The organism is Methylobacterium pseudosasicola (assembly GCF_900114535.1).
GTDB lineage: Bacteria > Pseudomonadota > Alphaproteobacteria > Rhizobiales > Beijerinckiaceae > Methylobacterium > Methylobacterium pseudosasicola.
The window spans coordinates 137,465-159,970 of record NZ_FOTK01000008.1 but is presented as its reverse complement, the minus strand read 5'-3'; the positions used below and the strand labels follow the sequence as shown (position 1 = coordinate 159,970).

21 protein-coding genes and 1 tRNA gene are annotated in these 22,506 nt (G+C 66.0%); 10 read left to right on the top strand and 12 right to left on the bottom strand.

Annotation, left to right across the window (positions count from 1 at the left end; all coding sequences use genetic code 11):
- Position 1 precedes the first annotated feature (1 nt).
- The gene (locus BM228_RS10800) at positions 2-880 is read right to left on the bottom strand and encodes a hypothetical protein (RefSeq protein WP_092039802.1); all 879 of its coding nucleotides are present in this window, start codon (positions 878-880) and stop codon (positions 2-4) included.
- Between the two features lie 561 nt (positions 881-1,441).
- On the opposite strand from BM228_RS10800, the gene gltB reads away from it, so the two are divergent.
- From gltB to BM228_RS10780, 4 genes are all read left to right on the top strand, one after another.
- The gene (gene gltB, locus BM228_RS10795) at positions 1,442-6,157 is read left to right on the top strand and encodes a glutamate synthase large subunit (RefSeq protein WP_092039799.1); all 4,716 of its coding nucleotides are present in this window, start codon (positions 1,442-1,444) and stop codon (positions 6,155-6,157) included.
- Positions 6,158-6,182: 25 nt separating this feature from the next.
- Positions 6,183-6,407, top strand: coding sequence for an AbrB/MazE/SpoVT family DNA-binding domain-containing protein (locus BM228_RS10790; protein WP_244537095.1), 225 nt, complete (start codon positions 6,183-6,185; stop codon positions 6,405-6,407).
- Positions 6,408-6,809, top strand: a complete 402-nt coding sequence (locus BM228_RS10785; protein WP_092039793.1) for a type II toxin-antitoxin system VapC family toxin — start codon at positions 6,408-6,410, stop codon at positions 6,807-6,809.
- A gap of 68 nt (positions 6,810-6,877) precedes the next feature.
- On the top strand, positions 6,878-8,311 hold the full coding sequence (locus BM228_RS10780) for a glutamate synthase subunit beta (RefSeq protein WP_092039790.1): 1,434 nt from the start codon (positions 6,878-6,880) through the stop codon (positions 8,309-8,311).
- Positions 8,312-8,364: 53 nt separating this feature from the next.
- On the opposite strand, the gene BM228_RS10775 is transcribed toward BM228_RS10780, so the two are convergent.
- The 3 genes from BM228_RS10775 to BM228_RS34630 all read right to left on the bottom strand — a co-directional run bounded on the left by BM228_RS10775 (position 8,365) and on the right by BM228_RS34630 (position 11,240).
- Positions 8,365-9,804 carry an SGNH/GDSL hydrolase family protein gene (locus BM228_RS10775; RefSeq protein ID WP_092039787.1) on the bottom strand — a complete coding sequence of 480 codons (1,440 nt, stop codon included), beginning with the start codon at positions 9,802-9,804 and terminating at the stop codon, positions 8,365-8,367.
- Between the two features lie 79 nt (positions 9,805-9,883).
- Complete coding sequence (locus BM228_RS10770) at positions 9,884-11,089, bottom strand: lytic murein transglycosylase (protein WP_092039784.1); 1,206 nt, start codon at positions 11,087-11,089, stop codon at positions 9,884-9,886.
- Positions 11,090-11,093: 4 nt separating this feature from the next.
- On the bottom strand, positions 11,094-11,240 hold the full coding sequence (locus tag BM228_RS34630; RefSeq protein WP_167367709.1) for a hypothetical protein: 147 nt from the start codon (positions 11,238-11,240) through the stop codon (positions 11,094-11,096).
- Positions 11,241-11,516: 276 nt separating this feature from the next.
- Between BM228_RS34630 and galU the strand changes: the two genes are divergently transcribed.
- On the top strand, positions 11,517-12,383 hold the full coding sequence (galU, locus tag BM228_RS10765) for a UTP--glucose-1-phosphate uridylyltransferase GalU (protein WP_092039781.1): 867 nt from the start codon (positions 11,517-11,519) through the stop codon (positions 12,381-12,383).
- A gap of 250 nt (positions 12,384-12,633) precedes the next feature.
- On the opposite strand, the gene BM228_RS10760 is transcribed toward galU, so the two are convergent.
- Positions 12,634-13,536, bottom strand: a complete 903-nt coding sequence (locus BM228_RS10760; protein ID WP_092039778.1) for an N-formylglutamate amidohydrolase — start codon at positions 13,534-13,536, stop codon at positions 12,634-12,636.
- Positions 13,537-13,745: 209 nt separating this feature from the next.
- Between BM228_RS10760 and cpdR the strand changes: the two genes are divergently transcribed.
- The 4 genes from cpdR to BM228_RS10740 all read left to right on the top strand — a co-directional run bounded on the left by cpdR (position 13,746) and on the right by BM228_RS10740 (position 15,790).
- Positions 13,746-14,102, top strand: coding sequence for a cell cycle two-component system response regulator CpdR (gene cpdR, locus BM228_RS10755; RefSeq protein WP_007558883.1), 357 nt, complete (start codon positions 13,746-13,748; stop codon positions 14,100-14,102).
- Between the two features lie 104 nt (positions 14,103-14,206).
- Complete coding sequence (gene grxC, locus BM228_RS10750) at positions 14,207-14,476, top strand: glutaredoxin 3 (protein WP_092039776.1); 270 nt, start codon at positions 14,207-14,209, stop codon at positions 14,474-14,476.
- A complete protein-coding gene (locus tag BM228_RS10745) occupies positions 14,469-15,326 on the top strand; it encodes a carbon-nitrogen hydrolase family protein (protein ID WP_092039773.1) in 858 nt (285 codons plus the stop codon). Before grxC ends, BM228_RS10745 begins: the two co-directional genes overlap by 8 nt.
- An 8-nt stretch (positions 15,327-15,334) precedes the next feature.
- A complete protein-coding gene (locus BM228_RS10740) occupies positions 15,335-15,790 on the top strand; it encodes a DUF1178 family protein (RefSeq protein ID WP_092039770.1) in 456 nt (151 codons plus the stop codon).
- A 10-nt stretch (positions 15,791-15,800) separates the two neighbouring features.
- Here BM228_RS10740 and BM228_RS10735 read toward each other — a convergent pair whose 3' ends face one another.
- Both BM228_RS10735 and BM228_RS10730 read right to left on the bottom strand, forming a co-directional pair.
- A complete protein-coding gene (locus BM228_RS10735; protein ID WP_092039767.1) occupies positions 15,801-16,289 on the bottom strand; it encodes a disulfide bond formation protein B in 489 nt (162 codons plus the stop codon).
- Between the two features lie 2 nt (positions 16,290-16,291).
- Complete coding sequence (locus BM228_RS10730; RefSeq protein WP_092039765.1) at positions 16,292-16,873, bottom strand: YqaA family protein; 582 nt, start codon at positions 16,871-16,873, stop codon at positions 16,292-16,294.
- A gap of 136 nt (positions 16,874-17,009) precedes the next feature.
- Here BM228_RS10730 and BM228_RS10725 point away from each other — a divergent pair.
- Positions 17,010-17,094: transfer RNA gene (locus BM228_RS10725), tRNA-Leu, on the top strand.
- A 561-nt stretch (positions 17,095-17,655) separates the two neighbouring features.
- Here the strand turns inward: BM228_RS10725 and rfbH are convergent.
- From rfbH to rfbG, 5 genes are all read right to left on the bottom strand, one after another.
- Positions 17,656-18,972 carry a lipopolysaccharide biosynthesis protein RfbH gene (gene rfbH / locus BM228_RS10720; protein WP_092039762.1) on the bottom strand — a complete coding sequence of 439 codons (1,317 nt, stop codon included), beginning with the start codon at positions 18,970-18,972 and terminating at the stop codon, positions 17,656-17,658.
- A gap of 146 nt (positions 18,973-19,118) precedes the next feature.
- Positions 19,119-19,634, bottom strand: a complete 516-nt coding sequence (gene rfbC / locus BM228_RS36085) for a dTDP-4-dehydrorhamnose 3,5-epimerase (RefSeq protein WP_425284928.1) — start codon at positions 19,632-19,634, stop codon at positions 19,119-19,121.
- Positions 19,635-19,657: 23 nt separating this feature from the next.
- Positions 19,658-20,569 (bottom strand): NAD-dependent epimerase/dehydratase family protein, encoded by a 912-nt coding sequence (locus tag BM228_RS10710; protein ID WP_167367708.1) that lies wholly within the window; start codon positions 20,567-20,569, stop codon positions 19,658-19,660.
- On the bottom strand, positions 20,554-21,324 hold the full coding sequence (rfbF, locus tag BM228_RS10705) for a glucose-1-phosphate cytidylyltransferase (RefSeq protein WP_092039754.1): 771 nt from the start codon (positions 21,322-21,324) through the stop codon (positions 20,554-20,556). Before rfbF ends, BM228_RS10710 begins: the two co-directional genes overlap by 16 nt.
- 52 nt (positions 21,325-21,376) lie before the next feature.
- On the bottom strand, positions 21,377-22,477 hold the full coding sequence (rfbG, locus tag BM228_RS10700) for a CDP-glucose 4,6-dehydratase (protein ID WP_092039751.1): 1,101 nt from the start codon (positions 22,475-22,477) through the stop codon (positions 21,377-21,379).
- Positions 22,478-22,506 lie beyond the last annotated feature (29 nt).

Genomic DNA, 22,506 nt, shown 5'->3' with positions numbered 1-22,506 from the left:
GTTACTGCGCCGCCGGCTCCTTCTCGGAGGGGCCGGGGACGATGGTCGCACCGCCGATGATTCGTACCGGCTTCTTGTCCGCCGGAGGATCCTTCCAATCCTGAGCCGCAGGCTTGGCGGCCTCGGCGACGCCGCCCATCGCGGGCTTGGCCGGAGCGGGATTCGCGGGCGCAGGGCTGGCGGCGGGCGCCTTGTCGATGGCGGCCGACTTGGTGTCCGGCTTCGACTCGGCAGCGGGATCCGCCTTGGCGGCCTCGGCGGGGGCGACCTTCGGGGCAGGGGCCTCGGGCACCGTGCGAAGCGCGGGTTTCAGCTCGGGCTGGCGGCCGGGCTGGGCCGCGTGCGCGATCTTCCGCGGCGCTTCGGGGCGGGGACGGCTATCGGGATTGAGGCCATCGGGGTTGGTGTCTGGGCGCAGGGCCTCGGGAACCGGACGGCGTTGCGGACGTACGGCCGGGCCCGGCACGTCGTCAGGCGTCGCCGGCCGCAGGATCCGGCGCGGTGCGGCCTCCTCCTCGGTCCAGCCGAAGCCGGGACCGGGCCGCTCGAGCCGGGCATAGGTCTCCGGCGGGCTGATCCGCTGACGCCCGACGATCGCGCCCGCGGCGGGATCGACGAAGAGGCGGACCGGGACACCAGTCGGGCTGACGGCATCCACCACGTAGACGCGTCCGTCGAAGCGCGGGCGGCTCAAGCCGCTGAAGCCGCGATCGGCCAAGCGCCACGCGACGACCCGCGGCGGCAGAATGTCGTCCTCAAGGGCAAATTGCGCGCTGGCCCCGCGGCAGAGGCCCAGCACCGCTCCGCCGGACAGCAGCACGGCACAGAGCGCACGCGTCGTCGCGCGCCGTGCCCGGCCAGCCAGTCTGTTCTCGATCATCACTCTGGTGCGTTCCCGTCTTGGAGACCCGCCTGTCTTGAAGACCCGGCAGAGTAACCGGTTCCGGCATGGTCCGGGCCGGTTTGCCCAGACCTCGACCATGCCGGCGAGGTCGTTGCCCCGCATGCCGCTTGTGCTCGGCAAGATCCCGTAGACTGGGTGATTCGGGCGAGATTGCGGAAGAGACTGGTGAACGGCAGTTTAAGCCAAGTCGCCGATGCCGCGCCCGCGTCCTCGCGCGATCCCTTGCTGAAACGGTTTCAATCTGCCAATTTCGCGACTTAGGACAGTAGAACTGTCCCATCGGCCGTGCATGCCGACCGTCTCCGTCTCGCGCGCAAGCGAGAAATCCGGCAGACGGTCTCGAGCGCGCCAGCGCGCCGCTCTCCGGAGCGGTCCGGGTTCTCGATGAACGAAGGTCGACGGACGTGCCCTCCCGGGGACCGGCCGGACCGCCTGCGGCATCGGGTCGGGGCGCCGGGCGGCGACGGCTCGCAGGCATGAAACATGCTCGCGGGTTGATCGGCAGCGGACGGGATCGAGGGAAGGACGAGACGAAGCATGGCCCAGCGCGGACCCGCCGAAGAGTTTGCTGCTTCCGAGTTCCAGGCTGCCGCTCCGCGCGGCGGCGCGACGCCGCTCACGGTGCGCGATCCCGCTCTGCCGAAAGCCCAGGGTGCCTACGATCCGGCCAACGAGCGCGATGCCTGCGGCGTCGGCTTCATCGCCGACATGCACGACCGCCGCACCCATGCCATCGTCCAGCAGGGCCTGAAGATCCTCGAGAATCTCGACCATCGCGGCGCGGTGGGCGCAGATCCGAAGATGGGCGACGGCTGCGGCATCCTCACCCAGATCCCGCACGGCTTCTTCGCCGACGAATGCTCGCGCCTCGGCTTCGAGCTGCCGCCGGCCGGCCAATACGCCATCGGCCAGTTCTTCATGCCCAAGGCCGAAGAGCCCCGGGCGATCATTCAGGGAATCATCGAAGCCGCCCTGGCCGACGAAGGCCTGCCGCTGCTCGGCTGGCGCGACGTGCCGGTTGACCCGGAGGATCTCGGCGTGGCCGTGAAGGCCACGGAGCCGCATCACCGCCAGGTGTTCATCGGCCGTCCGGCCTCGGTCTCCGACCAGGACACGTTCGAGCGGCGCGTCTTCGTCGCCCGCAAGGTGATCTCCAACAAGGTCTACGCCCTCGACGACCCGCGGGTGAAGGAGTTCTACCCGGTCTCCGTCTCGACCCGGACCATCGTCTACAAGGGCATGGTGCTGGTCACGCAGATCGGCGACTACTTCCTCGACCTGAAGGACGAGCGATTCGTCTCGGCCATCGCCCTGGTCCACCAGCGCTTCGCCACCAACACCTTCCCGACCTGGCGCCTGTCGCACCCGTACCGGATGGTCGCGCATAACGGCGAGATCAACACGCTGCGCGGCAACGTCAACTGGATGGCGGCCCGCCAGGCCAGTGTCGATTCGGACCTGTTCGGCAACGACATCTCGAAGCTCTGGCCAATCTCCTACGAGGGCCAGTCCGACACCGCCTGCTTCGACAACGCCCTCGAATTCCTCGTGCAGGGCGGGTACCCGCTCGCCCACGCCATGATGATGCTGATCCCGGAGGCCTGGGCCGGCAATCCGCTCATGAGCGAGGAGCGGCGCGCGTTCTACGAGTACCACGCCGCCCTGATGGAGCCATGGGACGGCCCCGCCGCGGTGGCGTTCACGGATGGCCGCCAGATCGGCGCCACCCTCGACCGGAACGGCCTGCGCCCGGCCCGCTACATCGTCACCGATGACGGGCTCGTGGTGCTCGCCTCCGAGATGGGCACCTTGCCGATCCCGGACGAGAAGATCGTCCAGTCCTGGCGTCTCCAGCCGGGCCGGATGCTGCTGATCGATCTGCAGAAGGGCCGGATCGTCTCCGACGAGGAGATCAAGGGCGAGCTCGCCGCCGCGCACCCCTATGCCGACTGGGTCAAGAACACCCAGATCGTGCTGGAAGACCTCAAGCCCGTCGTGGCGCGGGAATCGCGCTCGGACGTGAGCTTGCTCGATCGCCAGCAGGCCTTCGGCTACACCCAGGAAGACCTGAAGCTGCTGATGCAGCCCATGGCCGTCACTGGCCAGGAGGCGGTCGGCTCGATGGGCACGGATACGCCGCTCTCGGCGCTCTCCGAGAAGTCGAAGCTGCTCTACACCTACTTCAAGCAGAATTTCGCGCAGGTCACCAACCCGCCGATCGACCCGATCCGGGAAGAGGCCGTGATGAGCCTCGTCTCGTTCATCGGGCCGCGGCCGAACCTGCTCGACATGGAGGGCGCGTCCCGGCGCAAGCGCCTGGAGGTCCGCCAGCCGATTCTGACCAACGGCGACCTGGAGAAGATCCGCTCGATCGGCCATTTCGAGGACCGGTTCGACACCAAGACCCTGGACATGACCTACCCGGCCGAGATGGGCGCGCAGGCCATGGACGGCGCCCTCGACCGGCTCTGCGACCGGGCCGAGGCGGCGGTGCGGGGCGGCTACAACATCATCGTGCTGACCGACCGGGCCGTCGGGCCGGACCGGATCCCGATCCCGGCGCTGCTGGCCACAGCCTCCGTGCACAACTACCTGATCCGCAAGGGGCTTCGCACCTCGGTCGGCCTCGTGGTCGAATCGGGCGAGCCGCGCGAGGTGCACCATTTCGCGTGCCTGGCGGGCTACGGCGCCGAGGCGGTGAACCCGTACCTCGCCTTCGAGACGCTGCTGGCGATGAAGGACGAGTTCCCGCCGGACCTCACCGACGACGAAATTATCTATCGCTACATCAAGGCGATCGATAAGGGCCTGCTCAAGGTCATGTCCAAGATGGGCATCTCGACCTACCAGTCCTATTGCGGCGCCCAGATCTTCGACGCGGTCGGCCTGAACTCGACCTTCGTCAGCCGCGACTTCTTCGGCACGGCCACCACCATCGAGGGCGTCGGCATGGCCGAGGTCGCCGAGGAGACGGTCCGCCGCCACCGCGACGCCTTCGGCGACGCGCCGATCTACCGCAACGCCCTCGATGTCGGCGGCGAATACGCCTACCGGCTGCGCGGCGAGGCCCATACCTGGACGCCCGACACGATCGCGACGCTCCAGCACGCGGTGCGCCTCAACGTGCCCGAGCGCTACCGGGAATATGCAGCGCTGGTGAACCGGCAGGAGAACCAGCTCAAGACCCTGCGCGGCCTGTTCCGGCTCAGGTCGGCGTCCGAGCTCGGCCGCGAGCCGGTGCCGCTGGACTCGGTCGAGCCGGCCTCCGAGATCGTCAAGCGCTTCGCCACCGGGGCGATGTCGTACGGATCCATTTCAAAGGAAGCGCACGAGACGCTGGCCATCGCACTGAATTCCTTCGGCGGACGCTCGAATTCCGGCGAAGGCGGCGAAGAGGTCGAGCGGTTCAAGCCGCTGCCGGACGGCCGCTCGCGCCGCTCCGCGATCAAGCAAGTCGCCTCGGGCCGCTTCGGCGTCACGACGGAATACCTCGTCAATTCCGACATGATGCAGATCAAGGTCGCGCAGGGCGCCAAGCCCGGCGAGGGCGGCCAGCTGCCCGGCCACAAGGTCGACGCCAAGATCGCCAAGGTCCGCTACGCCACCCCGGGCGTCGGCCTGATCTCGCCGCCGCCGCATCACGACATCTACTCGATCGAGGATCTGGCCCAGCTGATCTTCGACCTGAAGAACGTGAACCCGTCGGCCGACGTGTCGGTAAAGCTCGTCTCCGAGGTTGGGGTCGGCACCGTGGCGGCGGGCGTCGCCAAGGCGCGCGCCGACCACATCACGATCTCGGGCTATGACGGCGGCACCGGTGCCGCGCCGCTCACCTCGCTGAAGCACGCGGGCGGCCCCTGGGAGACCGGCCTCGCCGAGACACAGCAGACGCTGGTGCTCAACGGCCTGCGCGGGCGCGTCGCCCTCCAGGCCGATGGCGGCATCCGCACCGGGCGGGACGTGGTCATCGCGGCCCTGCTCGGCGCCGACCAGATGGGCTTCTCGACCGCGCCGTTGATCGCGGCCGGCTGCATCATGATGCGCAAGTGCCATCTCAACACCTGCCCGGTGGGGGTCGCCACGCAGGATCCGGTCCTGCGCAAGCGCTTCAAGGGCACGCCCGAGCACGTGGTGAACTACTTCTTCTTCGTTGCGGAGGAAGTACGCGAGATCTTGGCCTCGCTCGGCTTCACCAAGCTGGAAGAGGTGGTCGGCCGCTCGGATGTGCTCGACAAGGTCGAGGCCATCGCCCACTGGAAGGCGCGCGGGCTCGACTTCACCAAGCTCTTCCACCGCCCGAAAGTCGCCGAAGGCATCGCCATCAGGCACGTGGAGAAACAGCATCATCCGATCGACACGGTCCTGGACCGGCGCCTGATCGAGCGGGCCAAGCACGCCATTGAGACCGGAGAGCCGGTGGTCGTCACCGACACGATCCGGAACTCGGACCGGGCCGCGGGCGCGATGCTGTCCGGCATGGTCGCCAAGGCCCACGGCCACGAGGGGCTGCCCGACGACACCATCGTGGTGAAGCTCTCCGGCACCGCCGGCCAGAGCTTCGGCGCCTGGGTCGCGGCCGGCGTCACCATCGAGCTGACCGGCCACGGCAACGACTATGTCGGCAAGGGCCTGTCGGGCGGCAAGCTGATCATCCGGCCGAGCGACGCGCTAAGATCGCCCCCGGACCGGACCATCATGGTCGGCAACACCGTGCTGTACGGCGCCATCGCCGGCGAGTGCTACATCCGCGGCTCCGCGGGTGAGCGCTTCGCGGTGCGCAATTCCGGCGCCATCACCGTGGTTGAGGGCATGGGCGACCATGGCTGCGAGTACATGACCGGCGGCGTCGTGGTCTCGATCGGCGAGACCGGGCGCAACTTCGCGGCCGGCATGTCGGGCGGCATCGCCTACGTGCTGGACGAGGACGGCTCGTTCTCGGCCCGTTGCAACCTCTCGATGGTCGACCTCGAACCCGTTGAGGAGGAGGACGACCTGATGCGCCGCTTCCACCAGGACGGCGACTTGGAGACCAAGGGTCGCGTCGACATCCTGGCCGACATGTCCGGCCACGACGAGGAGCGCCTTAGCCAGCTCATCACCAACCATCTCAAATATACGGGCAGCCCGCGGGCCAAGCAGATCCTCGACGACTGGGCGAGCTTCCGCACCAAGTTCGTCAAGGTGATGCCGGTGGAATACCGCCGCGCGCTGCGCGAGATGGAGATGGCGCGGATGCCGGTGGCGGCGGAGTAGCGGCGGGGGCAAGATGGGCGAACCGGTGGCACGCATCCGCCTGGTCCGGACCCCGGACGGGCAGCGGCTCGACATCCCGCCCAGCTTCATGCTGGGCGGCGATGACGTGCTGCTGCGCCGGGACGGGGCGAGGCTGGTGGTCGAGCCGGTCGGACGTCCCTCGCTGTTGCGCGTCCTCGACAGTTTGGACGACCTCGACGAGGCTTGGCCGGAGATCGCGGACGCGCCGCCCGACGACGTTCACCTGTGAATGCGCTACCTGCTCGACACCAACATCCTCTCGGCGCTGGTCCGGTCGCCGCGAGGCCCGGTGGCGGAGCTGGTCCAACGGGTCGGGGAGACGGAAATCTACACAAGCGTCGTCGTCGCCGCTGAATTGCGGTATGGCGCTCTGCGAAAAGGGTCGGATCGGCTGACACGACAGGTCGAAGCGGTGCTCGGCGCCGTCTCGATCGAACCCTGGCGAGTCCCGTACGACGCGATCTACGCGAACCTACGTCTCGGGCTTGAGCGGGCCGGGACACCGATCGGGGCCAACGACCTGCTCATCGCAACTCAGGCTCTCGCCGATGGGAGCGTACTGGTGACGGACAACACGCGGGAATTCGCGCGGATCAGCGGTTTGGCGATCGAGAACTGGGTTCGCCCGTGATCGATCCCCTCTCCACTGCGGAGCGAGGCGACCCGATGGAAGACATAGCGGCGCGATTGGACTGACCGATGGGCAAGATCACGGGTTTCCTCGAGTTCGACCGGCAGGAGCAGAAGTACCAGCTCGCGGCCGATCGCGTGCGGCACTTCCGCGAGTTCACCCTGCCGCTCGACGAGCACGACCTGACCAAACAGGCGGCGCGCTGCATGGATTGCGGCATCCCGTTCTGCCACGGGCCAACCGGCTGCCCGGTCCACAACCAGATCCCGGACTGGAACGACCTCGTGTTCCAGTCGGATTGGGAGGAGGCCTCGCGCAACCTCCATTCGACCAACAACTTTCCCGAGTTCACCGGTCGCGTCTGCCCGGCGCCCTGCGAGGAGGCGTGCACGCTCAACCTCGAGAACCAGCCGGTCGCCATCAAGACGATCGAGCAGGCCATCGCCGATCGCGCCTGGAACATGGGCTGGATCAAGCCCGAGGCGGCGTCCGTGCGGACCGGCAAGCGCGTGGCGATCGTCGGCTCTGGGCCGGCCGGTCTCGCGGCGGCCCAGCAGCTCGCCCGGGTGGGCCATGACGTGCACGTGTTCGAGCGTGAGCCCAAGGCCGGCGGCCTGCTCCGCTACGGCATTCCCGACTTCAAGATGGAGAAGCGCCACATCGACCGCCGCGTGCGGCAGATGGAGGCCGAGGGCGTGGTGTTCCACTACAACCAGAATATCGGCGTGACGAAGCCGGTTGAGGAGCTGAAGGCCGAGTTCGACGCGGTGATGTTCTGCGGCGGCGCCGAGGATCCGCGGAACCCGCAGCTCCCGGGGCAGGAGCTCGAGGGCGTCCACTACGCGATGCCCTACCTGATCCAGTCGAACCGGCGCGTGGCGGCCGAGCCGATGCGCGGCAACGGCGAGGCACCGATCCTGGCCTCAGGCAAGAACGTCGTGGTAATCGGCGGCGGCGACACCGCCTCGGATTGCGTGGGCACCGCCTTCCGCCAGGGCGCCCTGTCGGTGACCCAGCTCGATATCCGCCCGCGTCCGCCCGAGCGCGAGGACAAGCTGACGGTGTGGCCGTACTGGCCGACCAAGATGCGCACCTCCTCCAGCCAGGCCGAGGGCGCCGAGCGCGAGTTCCAGGCGGCGACGCTCCGGCTCGAAGGCAACAAGAAGGGCCGGCTGACCGGCGTGGTCTGCGCCCGGGTCGACGCCAAGCGTCAGCCGATCCCCGGGAGCGAGTTCATCCTTCCGGCCGATCTCGTCTTCATGGCGATCGGCTTTGCCGGCTCGGTCCAGAAGGGCCTCCTCGAGCAATCCGGCATCAGCGTCAGCAAGCGCGGCAACGTCGAGGCGAACGAGGAGGATTACCGCACCTCGGACGAGAAGATCTGGAGCGCGGGCGACATGCGCCGGGGCCAGTCCCTGGTGGTCTGGGCGATCCGCGAGGGCCGTCAGGCCGCCCGCGCCATCGACGAGACCCTGATGGGCGCGAGCGTCCTACCCCGGTAGTTTCTTACGAGATCATCGGCGCGGGATCACGAAGCCCGCGCCGGGCCCGCGCTTCAGCCGGGCGGCCAGCGGAAATCGTCGGCGCGGCCGGGCTGCGGCAGCGGTGCGGCACCGCGGACCAGGGTCCGCTCGACGGTGCCGAGATTGTCGCCGTCGCGCGGCCGGCCGGTGAGCAGCGCTCCACCGGGGGAAACCTCGACACGGCCGAGCGGCACAACCGGTCCGGCGGCGGGCTTCACCGGCAGGGCCGGGACGCCCGGCGGTTCCGGCAGGCTCGGCAGCATCGCGGTGATTTGGCGGTCGATGGTCGCGGTGTCGGTGGGCTGCCCCGAACCGTCGAGGCTCGGTCCCGTCGTCGAGGGTGGCCCGGCCGGCGCGATGGTTGCGGTCGGCGGCTGATCGGTTAGCGCCGGCGTTGCCGTGCCCATCAGCCGCTTCAGCTCGACATCGGCGAAGTGCGCCAGCTTGCGGTCGCCAGCTTTGGTGAAGTGGACGCCGTCGGCGGTGCGGAGCTTGGCGATCTGACCCTCGGGATCGGGGCCGGAGGCCGCGTAGCGGTCGCGATCGTCGACGAAGCCCGGCCAGATGTCGACATAGGTCGCGCCGGCCTTGGTCACGCTGTCCCGGACGATGTCGTTGATGCCGGCGAGGTCCCGGCTCAGCGTCTCGCTCTGCATCGGCGGGAGGCCGACCCAGACCAGCGGCACCTTGTGGTCGGTGAATACCTTCAGGAGGGCGTCGACCCGCGCGCGGTACAGGGCCTTCCAGCGATCGGTGAGCGGCTCGGCCGTTTCGTCGCCCTCGCGGATCGGCTGGCGGTCATTGGCGCCGAGCATGATCAGTGCGTAGCGGACCTTCGGATTGGTGCGGAGGTAATCTTCGGCGCTCTTCGGCCAATCGATCACGTCCTTGCGCACGAGCCCGCTATCGCCCTTCGCGCGATCGACCACGGCGATATCGGCATTGTCCTCGAAGACGTCGTCGAGGCCGCGGGCGAGGTGGTCGGCCAGAGAATCGCCGAACACCGCGATCTGCACGTTCGGCGCGGTCTTGGTGATGGCGGGCTTCGGCGGAATCGGCGCCCGGGCCGGGCGTTCCCGCCGCTTGGTGGCGGGTGGGGGCCGCTGCGCGTCGGCGGTTCCGACGGGGCTGCGGGGCCGCGGCGCCCGGTAGGTGCGCTCCGGCGGGGGGGCCGTCGGCTGCTGGGGACGGTCCTCCCAGGGCCAGTAGAACTGGCGCGGTGCTTCCTGGGGCGGCGCGTAGCGGGGTTGGCGCGCATAGGCGCCGTCATCGCGGTAATAGGCATCGCGCGGGCGCCGCCGCATCGGTGCTTCGGAATAGGCCCCATTCCCGGGCTGCTGGTAGCCGTCGCCCCACTGCGCCCGGGCGGGCGCGGTGCCGACCAGAGACAGACCTGCCTGGCCCAGCAGGACGGCCAGCCCGAGGAGGACCGGACGGGTCGTGCAGCGCCAGACAGCGACTCTCATGCGCATCCCGTATTCCCAAGGCGACCGGATGCCGATCGCTGGCCGACAGTATAGGGGAGATGGACGCGCACGTCTAAACCGGGCGCTATCGACCGAGACCGTGCCGCTCTTGGACATGGGCGAGAAGCGCCGGTGTGGCGTAGCCATCGGCTTGCAACCCCGCGCTGATCTGGTAGCGCCGCACCGCTTCCCGTAGCTTCGGGCCGGCGCGACCGTCGGTCGGGCCCTCGTAGAAACCCGCCGCCGCGAGCCCGGTCTGAAGCGCCCGCAAACCGGCACCGTCGAGGCGCGGGCCGGTCGGCCAGGGGGCCGCCAGGGCGGGGCCGCCATCGAGACGGTCGGCGAGGTGGCCCACCGCTAGGGCGTAGGAATCCGAGGTGTTGTAGCCGCGGATCACCTCGAAATTGCCGGTGATCAGGAAGGCCGGCGCGCCGAGGCCGCCGGGCAGGAACAGGCTGGCCTTGCCGCGCTCGGGCAGCGGCTTGCCGTCCGTCCGTCGCACGCCGCGGCTCTCGAACCTGGCGAGGTCGCCGGAATAGTCCGAGAGGTCGAACCCTTCGGGCAGGCGCACCGCGTAGCCCCAGGACAAGGCCGGGTCCCAACCGAGAGCCTTGAGATAGGCCGCGATGGAGGCCAGCGAATCCGCGTCGCTCGTCCAGATATCCCGGCGGCCGTCGCCGTCGAAATCGACCGCGTGGGCGAGGTAGGTGGATGGCAGGAACTGGACCTGGCCCATGGCGCCGGCCCAGCTGCCGCTCATCCGGTCGGGCGTGATGTCGCCGCGCTGGAGAATGGTCAGGGCAGCGAGCAGCTCGTCGCGAAACAGCGTGCCCCGGTGCTTCGCTAGTGCCAGGGTCGCGAGCGCCCGAATGGTCGAGAGGTTGCCGGCGCTCGCACCGAAATCGGATTCGATGCCCCAGAAGGCCAGAACGATGGCGGCCGGGACCCCATAACGGTCCTCGATGGCCTTCAGCGTCGGTGCGAGGGCTGCCGCGCGGGCGCGTCCCCGGGTGATCCGACCGGCCGAGACGGCGCCCACCAGATAGTCCCAGACCGGGCGCACGAACTCGTTCTGCTGCTTCGTCCGGGCGAGGATTCCGGCATCGGGCGCCGTGATACCGCGGAAGGCGGCCGCGAAGGTTTCCGCCGAGACGCCGCGGGCCTCCGCATCCGGTCGCAGGGCTGCGATGAAAGCCTGAAAGGGACCGTCCGCAGTCGAAGGCTTCGCGGCTCGTGCGACCGCCGGGAAAAGGCACAATGCGGCTGCGAGCACCGCGCGGCGGGACGGCATCGCGTTAGATCCGATTGCGCGGACCGCGTCTGTCCTCCCAGGCCAGCGCCTGATCCGCGACAGCGCCGAACACCACAACGTGGTCACGGCCCGCATCCGGCGCCGAGTGGCTACCGATAGCCTCCGCCCCACCGGTCATCAGAACCGTCATGCCGTCCGCTCCGAAGCCGTTCCGATCGTGCCTGCCGGGAGCCTTGCCCGATCGGGCCGCGTCAGGGCAAGGCTATCCGCCGGCGCTTCATCGCCCGTTCAAGCGCCGCGTGGGATTCCATTTGATAATGGCGACTTTAGGTGGTCGCAGACGGTATATTTATGGAGCTCTGGCTCATACTAACGACGTAGAGGGCTTGCGAAGCATCGTGTTAGGCTATCGTACGGCCCGAACCATTGCCCGTGCCGGTCCATTCAGTTTTGAGGTTGCCGCTTGATGAAACCGATCCGCAAGGCCGTCCTGCCCGTCGCGGGCTTGGGCACGCGATTCCTGCCCGCCACCAAGGCGGTCCCGAAGGAAATGCTCACGGTCGTGGACCGGCCGGTGGTGCAGCACGTCGTCGACGAGGCCCGTGAGGCCGGCATCGAGCACTTCATCTTCGTCACGGGTCGCGGCAAGGCGGTGATCGAGGACCATTTCGATCTCGCATTCGAACTCGAACACACCCTTCAGGAGCGCGGAAAGACCGCCGCTTACGAGGAGTTGAAGCGTGATCTGCCCAAGGCCGGCCAGACCAGCTTCACCCGCCAGCAGGCCCCCCTCGGCCTCGGGCATGCGGTGTGGTGCGCCCGGGAGATCGTCGGCGACGAGCCGTTCGCCGTGCTGCTGCCGGACATGCTGAGCCGGGGCTGCATGCAGCAGATGCTCGCGACCTACGAACGCCACGGCGGCAACATCATCGCGGTGGAGGAGGTCGCTCCGGAGGAGACGCACCAGTACGGCATCGTCAGCGTCGGCGAGACCTACGGCCAGTCCTTTGAGATCAACGGCATGGTCGAGAAGCCCAAGCAGGGGACCGCCCCGTCGAATTTCATCATCTCCGGCCGCTACATCCTCCAGCCCGAGATTTTTGGGATCCTGGAGCATGGGAAGAAGGGCGCCGGCGGCGAGATCCAACTCACCGACGCGATGATCGACCTGATGGAGACGCAGGACTTCTTCGGCATGCGCTACGAGGGCCGGACCTACGATACCGGCTCGAAGATCGGCTTCCTCACCGCCAACCTCGCCTATGCGCTCGAGCGGCCCGACCTTGCCGGTCCGCTCAAGGCCGAGATCGCCAAGCTGCTGGCGCAGAGCTAGAACCTGTGCGCATGGCGCGACGGAGGCATGCAGCCGGTGCGCGGGCGGAAGCGATTTAATCCTTGCTTCTTGTGCGGCGCACTTTATTTTGTGCATTGCGAGATCGCGATGGCGTCGCGGTCCCGTAGCCCTTCTTGGGCGTTTCCTCCCTAGACTTCGGGCCGCTCCTTCGGGAGTGGCCTTTTTTCTTTTCAGGGTCCGGAAACAGACGCCGAGATCAGGTCAGCCGCGCTTACCCTTTGCGGGAATGCTATTCGGCTGCCATCCGGCGTGGCGTGAGATCGCCGAGATCCGCCGCCACCGTTGCGATGACCGTTCGCAAAGCCTTCACCAAACTCGGAAAATCCGCCGTCATCGCTAGGCTCGCCTCGTCCATGTAGAGCGCCCGGTTGACCTCGATCTGCAGGGCGTGACGCCCGAGATTCGGCTCGCCGTAATGCTCGGTGATGAAGCCGCCGGCATAGGGCTTGTTGCGCACCACGCGGAAACCCTGGGCCCGGAGGGACGCCTCGAACCCTTCGATCAGGCTCGGCGCGCAGGCCGTCCCGTAGCGGTCGCCCAGGACCATGTCGGCCTTGACCTCGGTGTCGCGGCCAAGGCTCGAGGACGGCATCGAGTGGCAATCGATCAAGACGCAATGGCCGTGGGTGCGCGCGGTGCGCTGGATCAGCCCGCGCAGCACCCGGTGGTAGGGCTTGTACAGAGCTTCGATCCGGGCGGTCGCCTCGCTGACGGGCAAACGACGCGCGTAGATCTCCTGGCCGTCCGCCACGACGCGCGGGACCGTGCCGAGCCCGCCCGCGACGCGCATCGAGCGTGTGTTGGCGAAGGGCGGCAGCCGCCCGTCGAACATGCGTGGATCGAGCTCGAACGGCTCGCGGTTCACGTCGAGGAAGGCGCGGGGGAAATTCGCCCGCAGGAGCGGTGCGCCGAGCTCGACCACCGAGGCGAACAACCGGTCGACATGGGCGTCCTCGGACCGGCGCAGGGTCAGGGCATCCAATCGGGAGGCCGCAACGAAGTCCGGGGGGTAGACGGCGCCGGAATGGCCGGTATTGAAGACGAAGGGCAGGGTGTGCGCCGCCGGTTCGTCGACCGCGAAGGCCGGGGCAAAACCGAATGCGTCGGGCTGTACCGTTTCGGGCGCGATCATTGGATGTGTGCAGGCCCCGGCGGTTGAGAAAACGCGGCGGACGCACACTGTGGTATGCGAATGATCGCCTGTCCACTGTGGTGCCGACGGCCCACAGAGCCGTCCGAGGGACGCGCGGCGCCGGCCGCGGGTCCAGATCCTAACACCTTGTTTACCATCGCCTCCCTTTATGGGATCAACATTTCGACTCGAGGGCTCGGAAACGGCCGATGAAAATCCTGCTGGCGGAAGACGACAACGACATGCGCCGGTTCCTGGCCAAGGCGTTGCAGAACGCGGGCTACGACGTCCTGTCCTTCGACAACGGCCTCTCCGCCTACAACCGGCTGCGTGAGGAACCGTTCGAGCTGCTGCTGACCGATATCGTGATGCCGGAAATGGACGGGATCGAGCTGGCGCGGCGCGCCACCGAGCTCGACCCGGACATCAAGGTGATGTTCATCACGGGTTTCGCCGCGGTGGCGCTCAACCCGGATTCGAAGGCCCCGAAGGACGCCAAGGTCCTGTCGAAGCCGTTCCATCTGCGCGATCTCGTCAACGAGGTCGAGAAGCTGATGGCCGCCTGACCGGCGCGGAATGCCGACCGGTCCGGCTGTGACCGCGCGGGCATAGGTAATTCGACGGGCGTGCTCCTATATGATGGGAGTTCATCCGCGAGACGACGCACGCCATGCAGCCGGTCACGATCTACACCACGGCCTGGTGCCCCTACTGCTCGGCGGCGAAAAGCCTGCTGAAGGAGAAGGGCGTCGCCTTCCAGGAAATCGACGTGGAGCGCGTCCAGGGCGCGCGGGCCACGATGGTCGAGCGCGCCGGCGGCCGCACCAGCGTGCCGCAGATCTTCATCGCCACCACCCATGTTGGCGGCTGCGACGACCTCTACGCCCTCGATCGCGCCGGCAAGCTCGATCCGCTTCTGACGGACAAGGCCGATGCCTGAGCGGCGTTTCATCGCGGCTTGCGTTCAGATGCGCTCGGGCCGCGACCCGGGCATCAACCGCGACGCCGCCGTCGCGGGGGTGCGCGAGGCGGCGAGCCGCGGTGCGGCCTACGTCCAGACTCCCGAGATGACGTCTCTGGTCGAGCGCAGCCGCGAGCGCCTGTTCGAGCGCGTGACGACCGAGGACCGCGACGAGACCCTTGCGAGCCTGCGGCAGACCGCCCGCGAGACCGGCGCCCTGGTGCATATCGGCTCGATCGCGGTGCGGTCGGGCGACAAGATCGCCAACCGGGCCTACCTGATCGGCGCCGACGGCGCGATCCTCGGCTCCTACGACAAGCTGCACCTGTTCGATGTCGATCTGCCGAGCGGCGAGCGCTGGCGGGAATCGGCGACCTATACGGGCGGCGCCTGCGCAATCCTGGGCTCCACGCCCTGGGCAATGCTCGGCCTGACCATCTGCTACGATATCCGCTTCCCAGCCCTGTACCGGGCCCTGGCCGAGGCGGGCGCCGAGATCCTCACCGCGCCGGCCTGCTTCACCCGCCAGACCGGCGAGGCGCATTGGCACATCCTCCAGCGCGCCCGGGCGATCGAGACCGGCGCCTTCGTGATCTCGGCGGCGCAGGGCGGCGTCCATGAGGACGGCCGCGAGACCTACGGCCATTCGCTCATCATCGATCCCTGGGGCCGGGTGCTCGCCGATGCCGGCGGGTCCGAGCCGGGGGTGATCCTGGCCGAGATCGACCTCGCCCAGGTCGCGGATGCCCGGGCGCGGATCCCGGCTCTGCAGCATGCACGCGCGTTCACGGTCGAGCGCATCGGGCCTGAGGTCCAGGCCGCACAGTAAGCACCCAAATGATCCGGTACAGTCTCGTCTGCGAAGCCGCCCACGGCTTCGACAGCTGGTTTCCTTCTTCCGAATCCTACGATGCGCAGGCCGCGCGCGGTCTGGTGACCTGCCCGATCTGCGACAGCGCCAAGGTGACGAAGGCGCTCATGGCCCCGAGTGTGGCCCGCACCGATCGCGGGCAGCTTCCAGTGCCGGTGGCGCCTCAGGCCGACGCCCCGATGCCGATGATCGCCGAGCCCGAGCGCCAGGTGCGGGCGATGCTGCGGGCGCTCCGCGAGCAGGTCATCGCCAATTCCGAGCATGTCGGGGCGCGCTTCCCCGAGGAGGCGCGCAAGATCCATTACGGCGAGTCCGAGGGCCGTCCGATCTACGGCGAGGCGAGCCCCGCCGAGGCCCGCGCCCTGATCGACGAGGGGATCGACGTCGCGCCGATCCCGATCATGCCCGACGACCGCAACTGATCGGCTGCGCTTAGGAACGCACGGCGGCCGTGCCGGCCAGAGCGGCCAGCACGAAAGCCACGACGGCGTTCCAGCCGGCCAGCGAGATGCCGAGCACGCGCATGGCCGCCACCGAGCAATCGACCACCTTCGTGGTCTGAAGCTGATTCAGGAAATCGCCGACTTGGCCCGGATTGGCGCCGGTCCCGCCACCGCAATCGCTCGGCCCCGGCCAAAAGCCCCATTCGGCGCCGGCATGGTAGACGCCGATCCCAGCGCCATACAGCAGCCCCAGAGCCGCAAGGCCCAACGCCAGGCGCGCGAGCCGCTCCGGCGCGAACACGGCCGCGAGCCCGAGCGGGATTGCAGCGTAGTAGGGCAGCCGCTCGGTGAGGCAGAGCTTACACGGCGCGTAGCCGTAGCCGTACTGGAGCACCAGGACGACGCCCAGGATCAGGGCGGAGGCGAGGGCGAGCCAGAGGCCCGCTCTCTTGAGGCGCAGGGCGGCCGCCATGTTCATCGCTACAGGATCACCTTGAACAGCAGGAAGCCGAGGACGACCACGGCGACCGAGATCGCCGCGACCGCGTTGAGATGCCGGTCGAGCACGCCGCGGATCTGGACGCCGTAGCGCCCGAGCAGCCCGGCCAAGATGAAGAACCGGGCCCCGCGGGTGATCACCGACAGAATCGTGAACCAGAACAGGCTGTAATGGGCAAAGCCCGACGTGATCGTGACGAGCTTGTAGGGGATCGGCGTCAGCCCCTTCAACAGGATCACCCAATGGCCGTAGCGGGCATAGGAATCCTGGAAGGTCGCAGCCGAGTTCTGCAGCCCGTAGAGGCGGATCAGCCATTCGCCGACGGAATCGAACAGCAGCGCCCCGATCGCGTAGCCGACAAGGCCGCCCAGCACCGAGGCCACAGTGGCGATGGTCGCGTAGAGCCAGACCCGGTCGGGTCGGCTCACCGCCATCGGCACCAGCATCGCGTCCGGCGGGACCGGGAAGAACGAGCTCTCGGCGAAGGCGACGGCGCCGAGCACGTAGGGCGCGGAGGGCCTGCCGCTGAGCGCGAGGATCCACGCGTAGAGCCGCCGAAGCATACAACTTCCAGATCGTGAGGAATCGGCCGCCCTTTGAGCATAGGCGTCGTGTGATGACCAGATCGGTCGGTTCGGCAAAAAACAGCGCCGACACCCTTGGCGCGGACGCCACACCTATGCGAAGAGCGCGACGCGTGCGGGTATGGCGGAATTGGTAGACGCGGGCGACTCAAAATCGCCAGCCGCAAGGCGTGGGGGTTCGATTCCCTCTACCCGCACCATCATCTCGAATGAAGTTACGGATTTTTCTGGTATGCGCCTGCCCATGATCGGGGCAACGGGACCGTTGTCGGACCCAAGGATGCGCAGGCGGCCTTCGGCATCGATGACAGCGCTGACTTTCGGCACGGTGACCTCGCCCCGGCGTACGCGATGGCCGACCGGCCGATAGATGACCAGCGCGTCGACCGGGCCTGTCCGGATTTTGCAGACACCGGGATCGCGTTCGCGTGAGGTCTTAACCCGCCAATATCGAAGAAGCACGCCGCCTTGCCGGCCGAGTTTCGACACTCGATGATCAAACTGACCCGCGCCGGCTGTGATTCGCCCGATCTTACCAGCGAGTTCGAGCGGATGAGCGGCACGGCCAGCGGCAGGCGAAGCCGTCGCCTAGTGATCATGTCCCGATAAAGCTCGAACGCGCAAAGCTCATCCGGCTCCGGCGCAAGAACCGGCAACTGGCTCTGAAGCTTGATGTTTCCTTTTGTGGCTCTGGCTGCCAACTAAATTGTCAATGCGAGGGTGGAAAAGTCGTTTCAATGAGCGCTTGTTGCCTGCGGCTGTCAGCCTTTGAGTTCTTGAGTGACTGTCAGAAGCATGTCAGCCATATAATCGAGCATGGGTTCCGTAATGCCAGGCCAAACCCCTATCCAGAAGCTATCGCGCATGATCTTGTCGGTGTGGATCAACTCAGCGTGGACGCGGTAGGTCACATCTCGGAAGGCAGGCTGCCTGGTTAGGTTTCCAGCAAACAGCAGCCGGGTCCCGACACGCTTTTCTTCCAAGCGCGCAACAAGGGAGTTCCGATCGATGGCGGCTCCGTCCCTTACCGTCAGGAGATAGCCGAACCAGCTTGGTTCCGAGCCTGGGGTAGCCTTCGGCAAATGGAAAAGGTGATCAAGCTTACGCTCCCTCAGCCGTCTCTCCAGTCCCGCGAAGTTCTCACGGCGGCGTGCAACGAAATGGTCGAGCTTGGTCAATTGGCTTACCCCAAGGGCAGCCTGCATATCACTGAGTTTAAGATTGTAGCCGATATGAGAGTACGTATATTTGTGGTCGTAGCCGCGGGGCAGGTCACCGAGCTTCCAGCCGAAGCGGTTACCGCAGGTGTTGTCGGCGCCTGGCTTGCAGTAGCAGTCTCGCCCCCAATCCCGAAACGACTCGGCGATTTTGGCGAGTGGCCCTCGATCCATCAGAACGGCCCCGCCCTCGCCGGTGGTTATGTGGTGGGCTGGGTAAAAGCTTAGGGTGGCTAAGTCGCCAAAAGTTCCAACCCCCCGTCCGCCGATGGTTGCGCCGAACGCGTCACAGCAATCTTCCACCAACCAAAGGTCGTGACGGTGACAAATCTCGGCCACCCGTACCACATCGAACGGGTTGCCGAGCGAGTGTGCGATCATCACGGCGCGTGTCTTCGGTGTCACCGCCGCTTCGAGCAGATCGACATTGACGTTGTGCGTCTCGATATCGACGTCGACGAAGACGGGCACGCATCCGTGCTGCACGATCGGCGCGACGGTGGTTGGGAAGCCTGCCGCGACGGTGATCACCTCGTCGCCCGACTGCAAGCGACGCGTGCCGTGCTTCGGCGAGGTAAGCGTTGCGAAGGCCAGGAGATTTGCTGCGGAGCCCGAGACGGTCAGCCGCGCGTGCCGACGCCCGAAGACACTTGCGAGCTCCCGCTCGAACTGGTCGGCATAGCGCCCCGCAGTTAACCACATGTCGAGAGAGGCATCGACTAGGTGAGCGCAATCCTCCGCATCCATCACCTTCCCGGATGGCGGGATGTAGCTTTCGCCGGGCACGAAGGCCGGCGTCCCGCGAGCCTTAAAATGGGTCCGGGCGAGGCTCAAGATTTCGGCGCGCAGGGAGTCGGTCATGGGTGGCTGAACACTATTGTCTTGAGGCTGCTGTAATTCAGCTATGCAACTGGGTAAATGGGATGCTGGATCAGTAATGGCAATAAAGGAAATTTGCGGGTTATAGATGGATCCAACTGGTGTTTCTAGCCAACATCACAAATATATTAGAATGGAGTGTCGAAGGTAGCCAGGGCGGGGTGGGTGCGATCTCGGTCCGATAGGATCGGGTGTTCAATACGCCAGTCGAACGCAAAGCTGTCCCATCTGATACCTGCATCGGCCGCGGGAACATGAATAGACGTGACAAGATAAAGCAACGTTGCCTCGGTCGAGCGGACAGCAAATCCGTGGGCGCAGCCCTCTGGTACGTAGACGCCGGTCGGCATATCGCCGCGGAGTTCCAGGGAGACAGCGCGACCGTAATGAGATGAGTTCTTACGAAGGTCAAGTATTACATCAGTCACCGCGCCTGAAAGACACCAGACGAGCTTTGCATGATGGTACGGAGGGACTTGAAAGTGCATGCCCCGGATCACATCATGCTTTGACGTAGAGCAATATATTTCTGAAAAATCGGTCCTTAAGCCCGAATCCGCAAAATTCGTCTCGTGCATCAGTTTCTGAAAACTTCCGCGTTCATCAAGACTGCCAGGCGCGTGGAGCGAAAAAACGCCTGGCATACTGTTTGGTCGAACTGCGAACATTACTTCGACCCCATCAGATCGCTAAGGCCGCGATCTAAATCGATGCCAGGGGACCACCCGGGCAGGAGAGGCCCCATCCATGGCCGCATCACTTCCCGCGACCGGTAGGGCCGAGCCCCCCAGGTTACCGGCACGGGACGCCCACCGAGACGCTCGATCCGCGCCACGAGATCGCGCAGCGAAAGGGTATCGGGACCGCGAAGAGCAAATGCTTCGTGCGTGCGGGCGGGGGCTGCACAGATTCTATCCAGCGCCATGCGGACCCCAGAAAGAACATCCTCGACGTGAAGGAGGTTGATACGCTGCTCGCCCGGGGATAGGTCCAGACGCCCTCCTTCCTTCTGAACGCGAAGCAGGGAGGAGACGAGCTTGCCGCGTCGATCAGCTGGTCCGTAAGTGTCCGGAAGCATTAGTGTCAGGATCGCGAACCCTTCCGCCTCGGCATAGTAGGCAGCAATATCCTCGAAAGCTTGCTTCGTTGCCGCATAAAGCGTCGCCGGATTGTAGTGATCGCTATCGAAATGTTGCCAGGTCGTGCCGAAATTGATGACACGTTTGATCCCGCATCGCGCCATCGCATCGAGTAGTTGTGTTCCGAATAACACGTTAGCTTGAACAAGCCGGACGATATGGTCCGGCTCATGTGTGCCCACAAAATGCGTCGCCGCGTGGATCACAACATTGGGCGCAAAGCTGCGCACGAGAGCATGAAGATTGCCTGTCGAGCCATCGTGGTGCAGGATCGTCGCGCGCTGGTCGAGAACCTGAGCTGAAGACTCTGCTCGGAGCATGGCTCCAACAGCGATACCGGCGTCGGCAAGGCCTCGGACGAGATGACCGCCAACGAAACCAGTCGCGCCTGTGACGAGCACGCGCTTGGCAAGAGGGGTAAGACCTACCACGTTTTCCACGGGGCCTGTCCCGATGCCCAGAGCGCTTCAAGATTTGTTTTGTCGCGCAGCGTATCCATTGCTTGCCAGAAGCCGTCGTGCGCGAAAGCCTGCAACTCGCCGGCCAGGGCCAGTCGCTCCAGAGGCGCACGCTCCCAGATCGTTTCGTCGCCCTCGACCGCGTCAACGACCGACGGCGAGAGCAAAAAGAAGCCGCCGTTGATCCAGCCCCCCTCGTTGTCGGGCTTCTCCTCGAATGCAGTGACCCGCTCACCATCGAGCGCCAAGTAGCCGAAGCGCTTGTCGGGACGCACCGCCGTCACCGTAGCGCGCTTCCCGTGGGCCCTATGGAAGGCGATCTGCGCCGTGAAATCTACGTCGCTGACGCCGTCACCATAGGTGAGCGCGAACATTTCTTCGCCCTCAATGTGATGCCGAACGCGCTTAAGACGGCCCCCCGTCATGCTGTGATCGCCTGTATCAACCAGTGTGACGGTCCAGGGCTCGGCGGTTCTTCTATGAATGTCCATTTGGTTCTCAGCGATGTGAATCGTCACATCGCTCATGTGCAGGAAGTAATTTGCAAAATATTCTTTGATGACGTATCCCTTATATCCGAGGCAAATCACGAAGTCGTTGATACCATGCTGGCTGTAGCCCTTCATGATGTGCCACAGGATCGGCCGGCCGCCGATCTCGACCATCGGTTTCGGTCGTGTAGCGGTTTCCTCGGAAAGACGTGTGCCGAGGCCACCGGCAAGAATTACGGCCTTCACAGACCGCCCTCCAAGGCCGCGAACCGCGACCGGATCGTGAGCCGACTGAAAGTCATAGTCTGGAGTAGTCCTTGTCTACAGGGCTGGCCGCAGCAGCAATCCGGCGATAATCGGTGATTTGCGCCTCGATAAGCTTCCGGGCGGACGCAGGCCGCTCGCAATAGCTGTGATACCAATCCATCGTCAGACGCACCGTGTCCGCGAAGCTGAGCAAGGGGCGCCAGCCCAGTTCTGCCTCGGCTTTCGACGCGTCGAGCTTGAGGATACCTGCCTCACGCAAGGTCGAGGGCTCGACGCGTATCGAGATGGGATCCCCGCCCCATACCGTAAGCGCCTGATCGATAAGGTGACTCACCGCCACCTCGCTGCCGCGAGGAGGTCCGAAATTCCAGGCGCCGATGGCACCGTCGTCGGCAGCGAGGAGGCGCTCACCCAGCAGAAGATAGCCGTGCAAGAGTTCAAGAACATGCTGCCAAGGCCTGACGGCTTTCGGATTCCGCAGCACAAGCGGCGAATTTGCCTGGATCGCGCGCACGAGATCCGGCACCAGACGATCCTCCGACCAATCACCGCCGCCAATTACGTTGCCGCCGCGCGCGGTAGCGAGACGAAACCGCGATCCTGAAACCAAGGTTTCCCGGTAGCTGGCAGCAACGATTTCTGCAGCAGCCTTGCTGGCGCTGTATGGATCCTTACCGCCGAGTGGATCATTCTCGCGGTAACCCCAGACCCATTCGCGGTTTTCGTAACACTTGTCCGAGGTGACGCAGACGACGGCCCGAACTGAGTCGGTTTGGCGCGCCGCTTCCAGCACGTGGGCTGTACCCAAGACGTTGACTGCAAATGTTTCAAGCGGGTCAGCGTAAGAGCGCCTGACAAGAGCTTGGGCCGCAAGATGGAAGACGATTTGCGGACGGAACGCCGTTACTGCCGCGAACACGGCGCCCGCATCACGAATATCGACGAATTCGGACTGGATCCGTTCAGCCAACCCAAGGTCGAGAAAGAGGTTCGGTCTGTCGTCTGGCGGGGACAGCGCGAGGCCCATGACCTCTGCCTCTTGGTCAAGCAACCAAGCGACAAGCCAAGCCCCTTTGAACCCCGTATGCCCGGTTACGAGGACACGGGCGCCTCGATATCTTTCAAGGGTCATGTCAGAACATTTAGGCAGAGAGTGCGCTA

Excerpts from the sequence above, each read along its gene's own strand:
- BM228_RS10800 (WP_092039802.1), bottom strand. The coding sequence starts at position 880 with ATGATCGAGAACAGACTGGCTGGCCGGGCACGGCGCGCGACGACGCGT.
- gltB (WP_092039799.1), top strand. The coding sequence starts at position 1,442 with ATGGCCCAGCGCGGACCCGCCGAAGAGTTTGCTGCTTCCGAGTTCCAG.
- BM228_RS10785 (WP_092039793.1), top strand. The coding sequence starts at position 6,408 with ATGCGCTACCTGCTCGACACCAACATCCTCTCGGCGCTGGTCCGGTCG.
- BM228_RS10780 (WP_092039790.1), top strand. The coding sequence starts at position 6,878 with ATGGGCAAGATCACGGGTTTCCTCGAGTTCGACCGGCAGGAGCAGAAG.
- BM228_RS10775 (WP_092039787.1), bottom strand. The coding sequence starts at position 9,804 with ATGCGCATGAGAGTCGCTGTCTGGCGCTGCACGACCCGTCCGGTCCTC.
- BM228_RS10770 (WP_092039784.1), bottom strand. The coding sequence starts at position 11,089 with ATGCCGTCCCGCCGCGCGGTGCTCGCAGCCGCATTGTGCCTTTTCCCG.
- BM228_RS34630 (WP_167367709.1), bottom strand. The coding sequence starts at position 11,240 with ATGACGGTTCTGATGACCGGTGGGGCGGAGGCTATCGGTAGCCACTCG.
- galU (WP_092039781.1), top strand. The coding sequence starts at position 11,517 with ATGAAACCGATCCGCAAGGCCGTCCTGCCCGTCGCGGGCTTGGGCACG.
- BM228_RS10760 (WP_092039778.1), bottom strand. The coding sequence starts at position 13,536 with ATGATCGCGCCCGAAACGGTACAGCCCGACGCATTCGGTTTTGCCCCG.
- cpdR (WP_007558883.1), top strand. The coding sequence starts at position 13,746 with ATGAAAATCCTGCTGGCGGAAGACGACAACGACATGCGCCGGTTCCTG.
- grxC (WP_092039776.1), top strand. The coding sequence starts at position 14,207 with ATGCAGCCGGTCACGATCTACACCACGGCCTGGTGCCCCTACTGCTCG.
- BM228_RS10745 (WP_092039773.1), top strand. The coding sequence starts at position 14,469 with ATGCCTGAGCGGCGTTTCATCGCGGCTTGCGTTCAGATGCGCTCGGGC.
- BM228_RS10740 (WP_092039770.1), top strand. The coding sequence starts at position 15,335 with ATGATCCGGTACAGTCTCGTCTGCGAAGCCGCCCACGGCTTCGACAGC.
- BM228_RS10735 (WP_092039767.1), bottom strand. The coding sequence starts at position 16,289 with ATGAACATGGCGGCCGCCCTGCGCCTCAAGAGAGCGGGCCTCTGGCTC.
- BM228_RS10730 (WP_092039765.1), bottom strand. The coding sequence starts at position 16,873 with ATGCTTCGGCGGCTCTACGCGTGGATCCTCGCGCTCAGCGGCAGGCCC.
- rfbH (WP_092039762.1), bottom strand. The coding sequence starts at position 18,972 with ATGACCGACTCCCTGCGCGCCGAAATCTTGAGCCTCGCCCGGACCCAT.
- rfbC (WP_425284928.1), bottom strand. The coding sequence starts at position 19,634 with ATGCCAGGCGTTTTTTCGCTCCACGCGCCTGGCAGTCTTGATGAACGC.
- rfbG (WP_092039751.1), bottom strand. The coding sequence starts at position 22,477 with ATGACCCTTGAAAGATATCGAGGCGCCCGTGTCCTCGTAACCGGGCAT.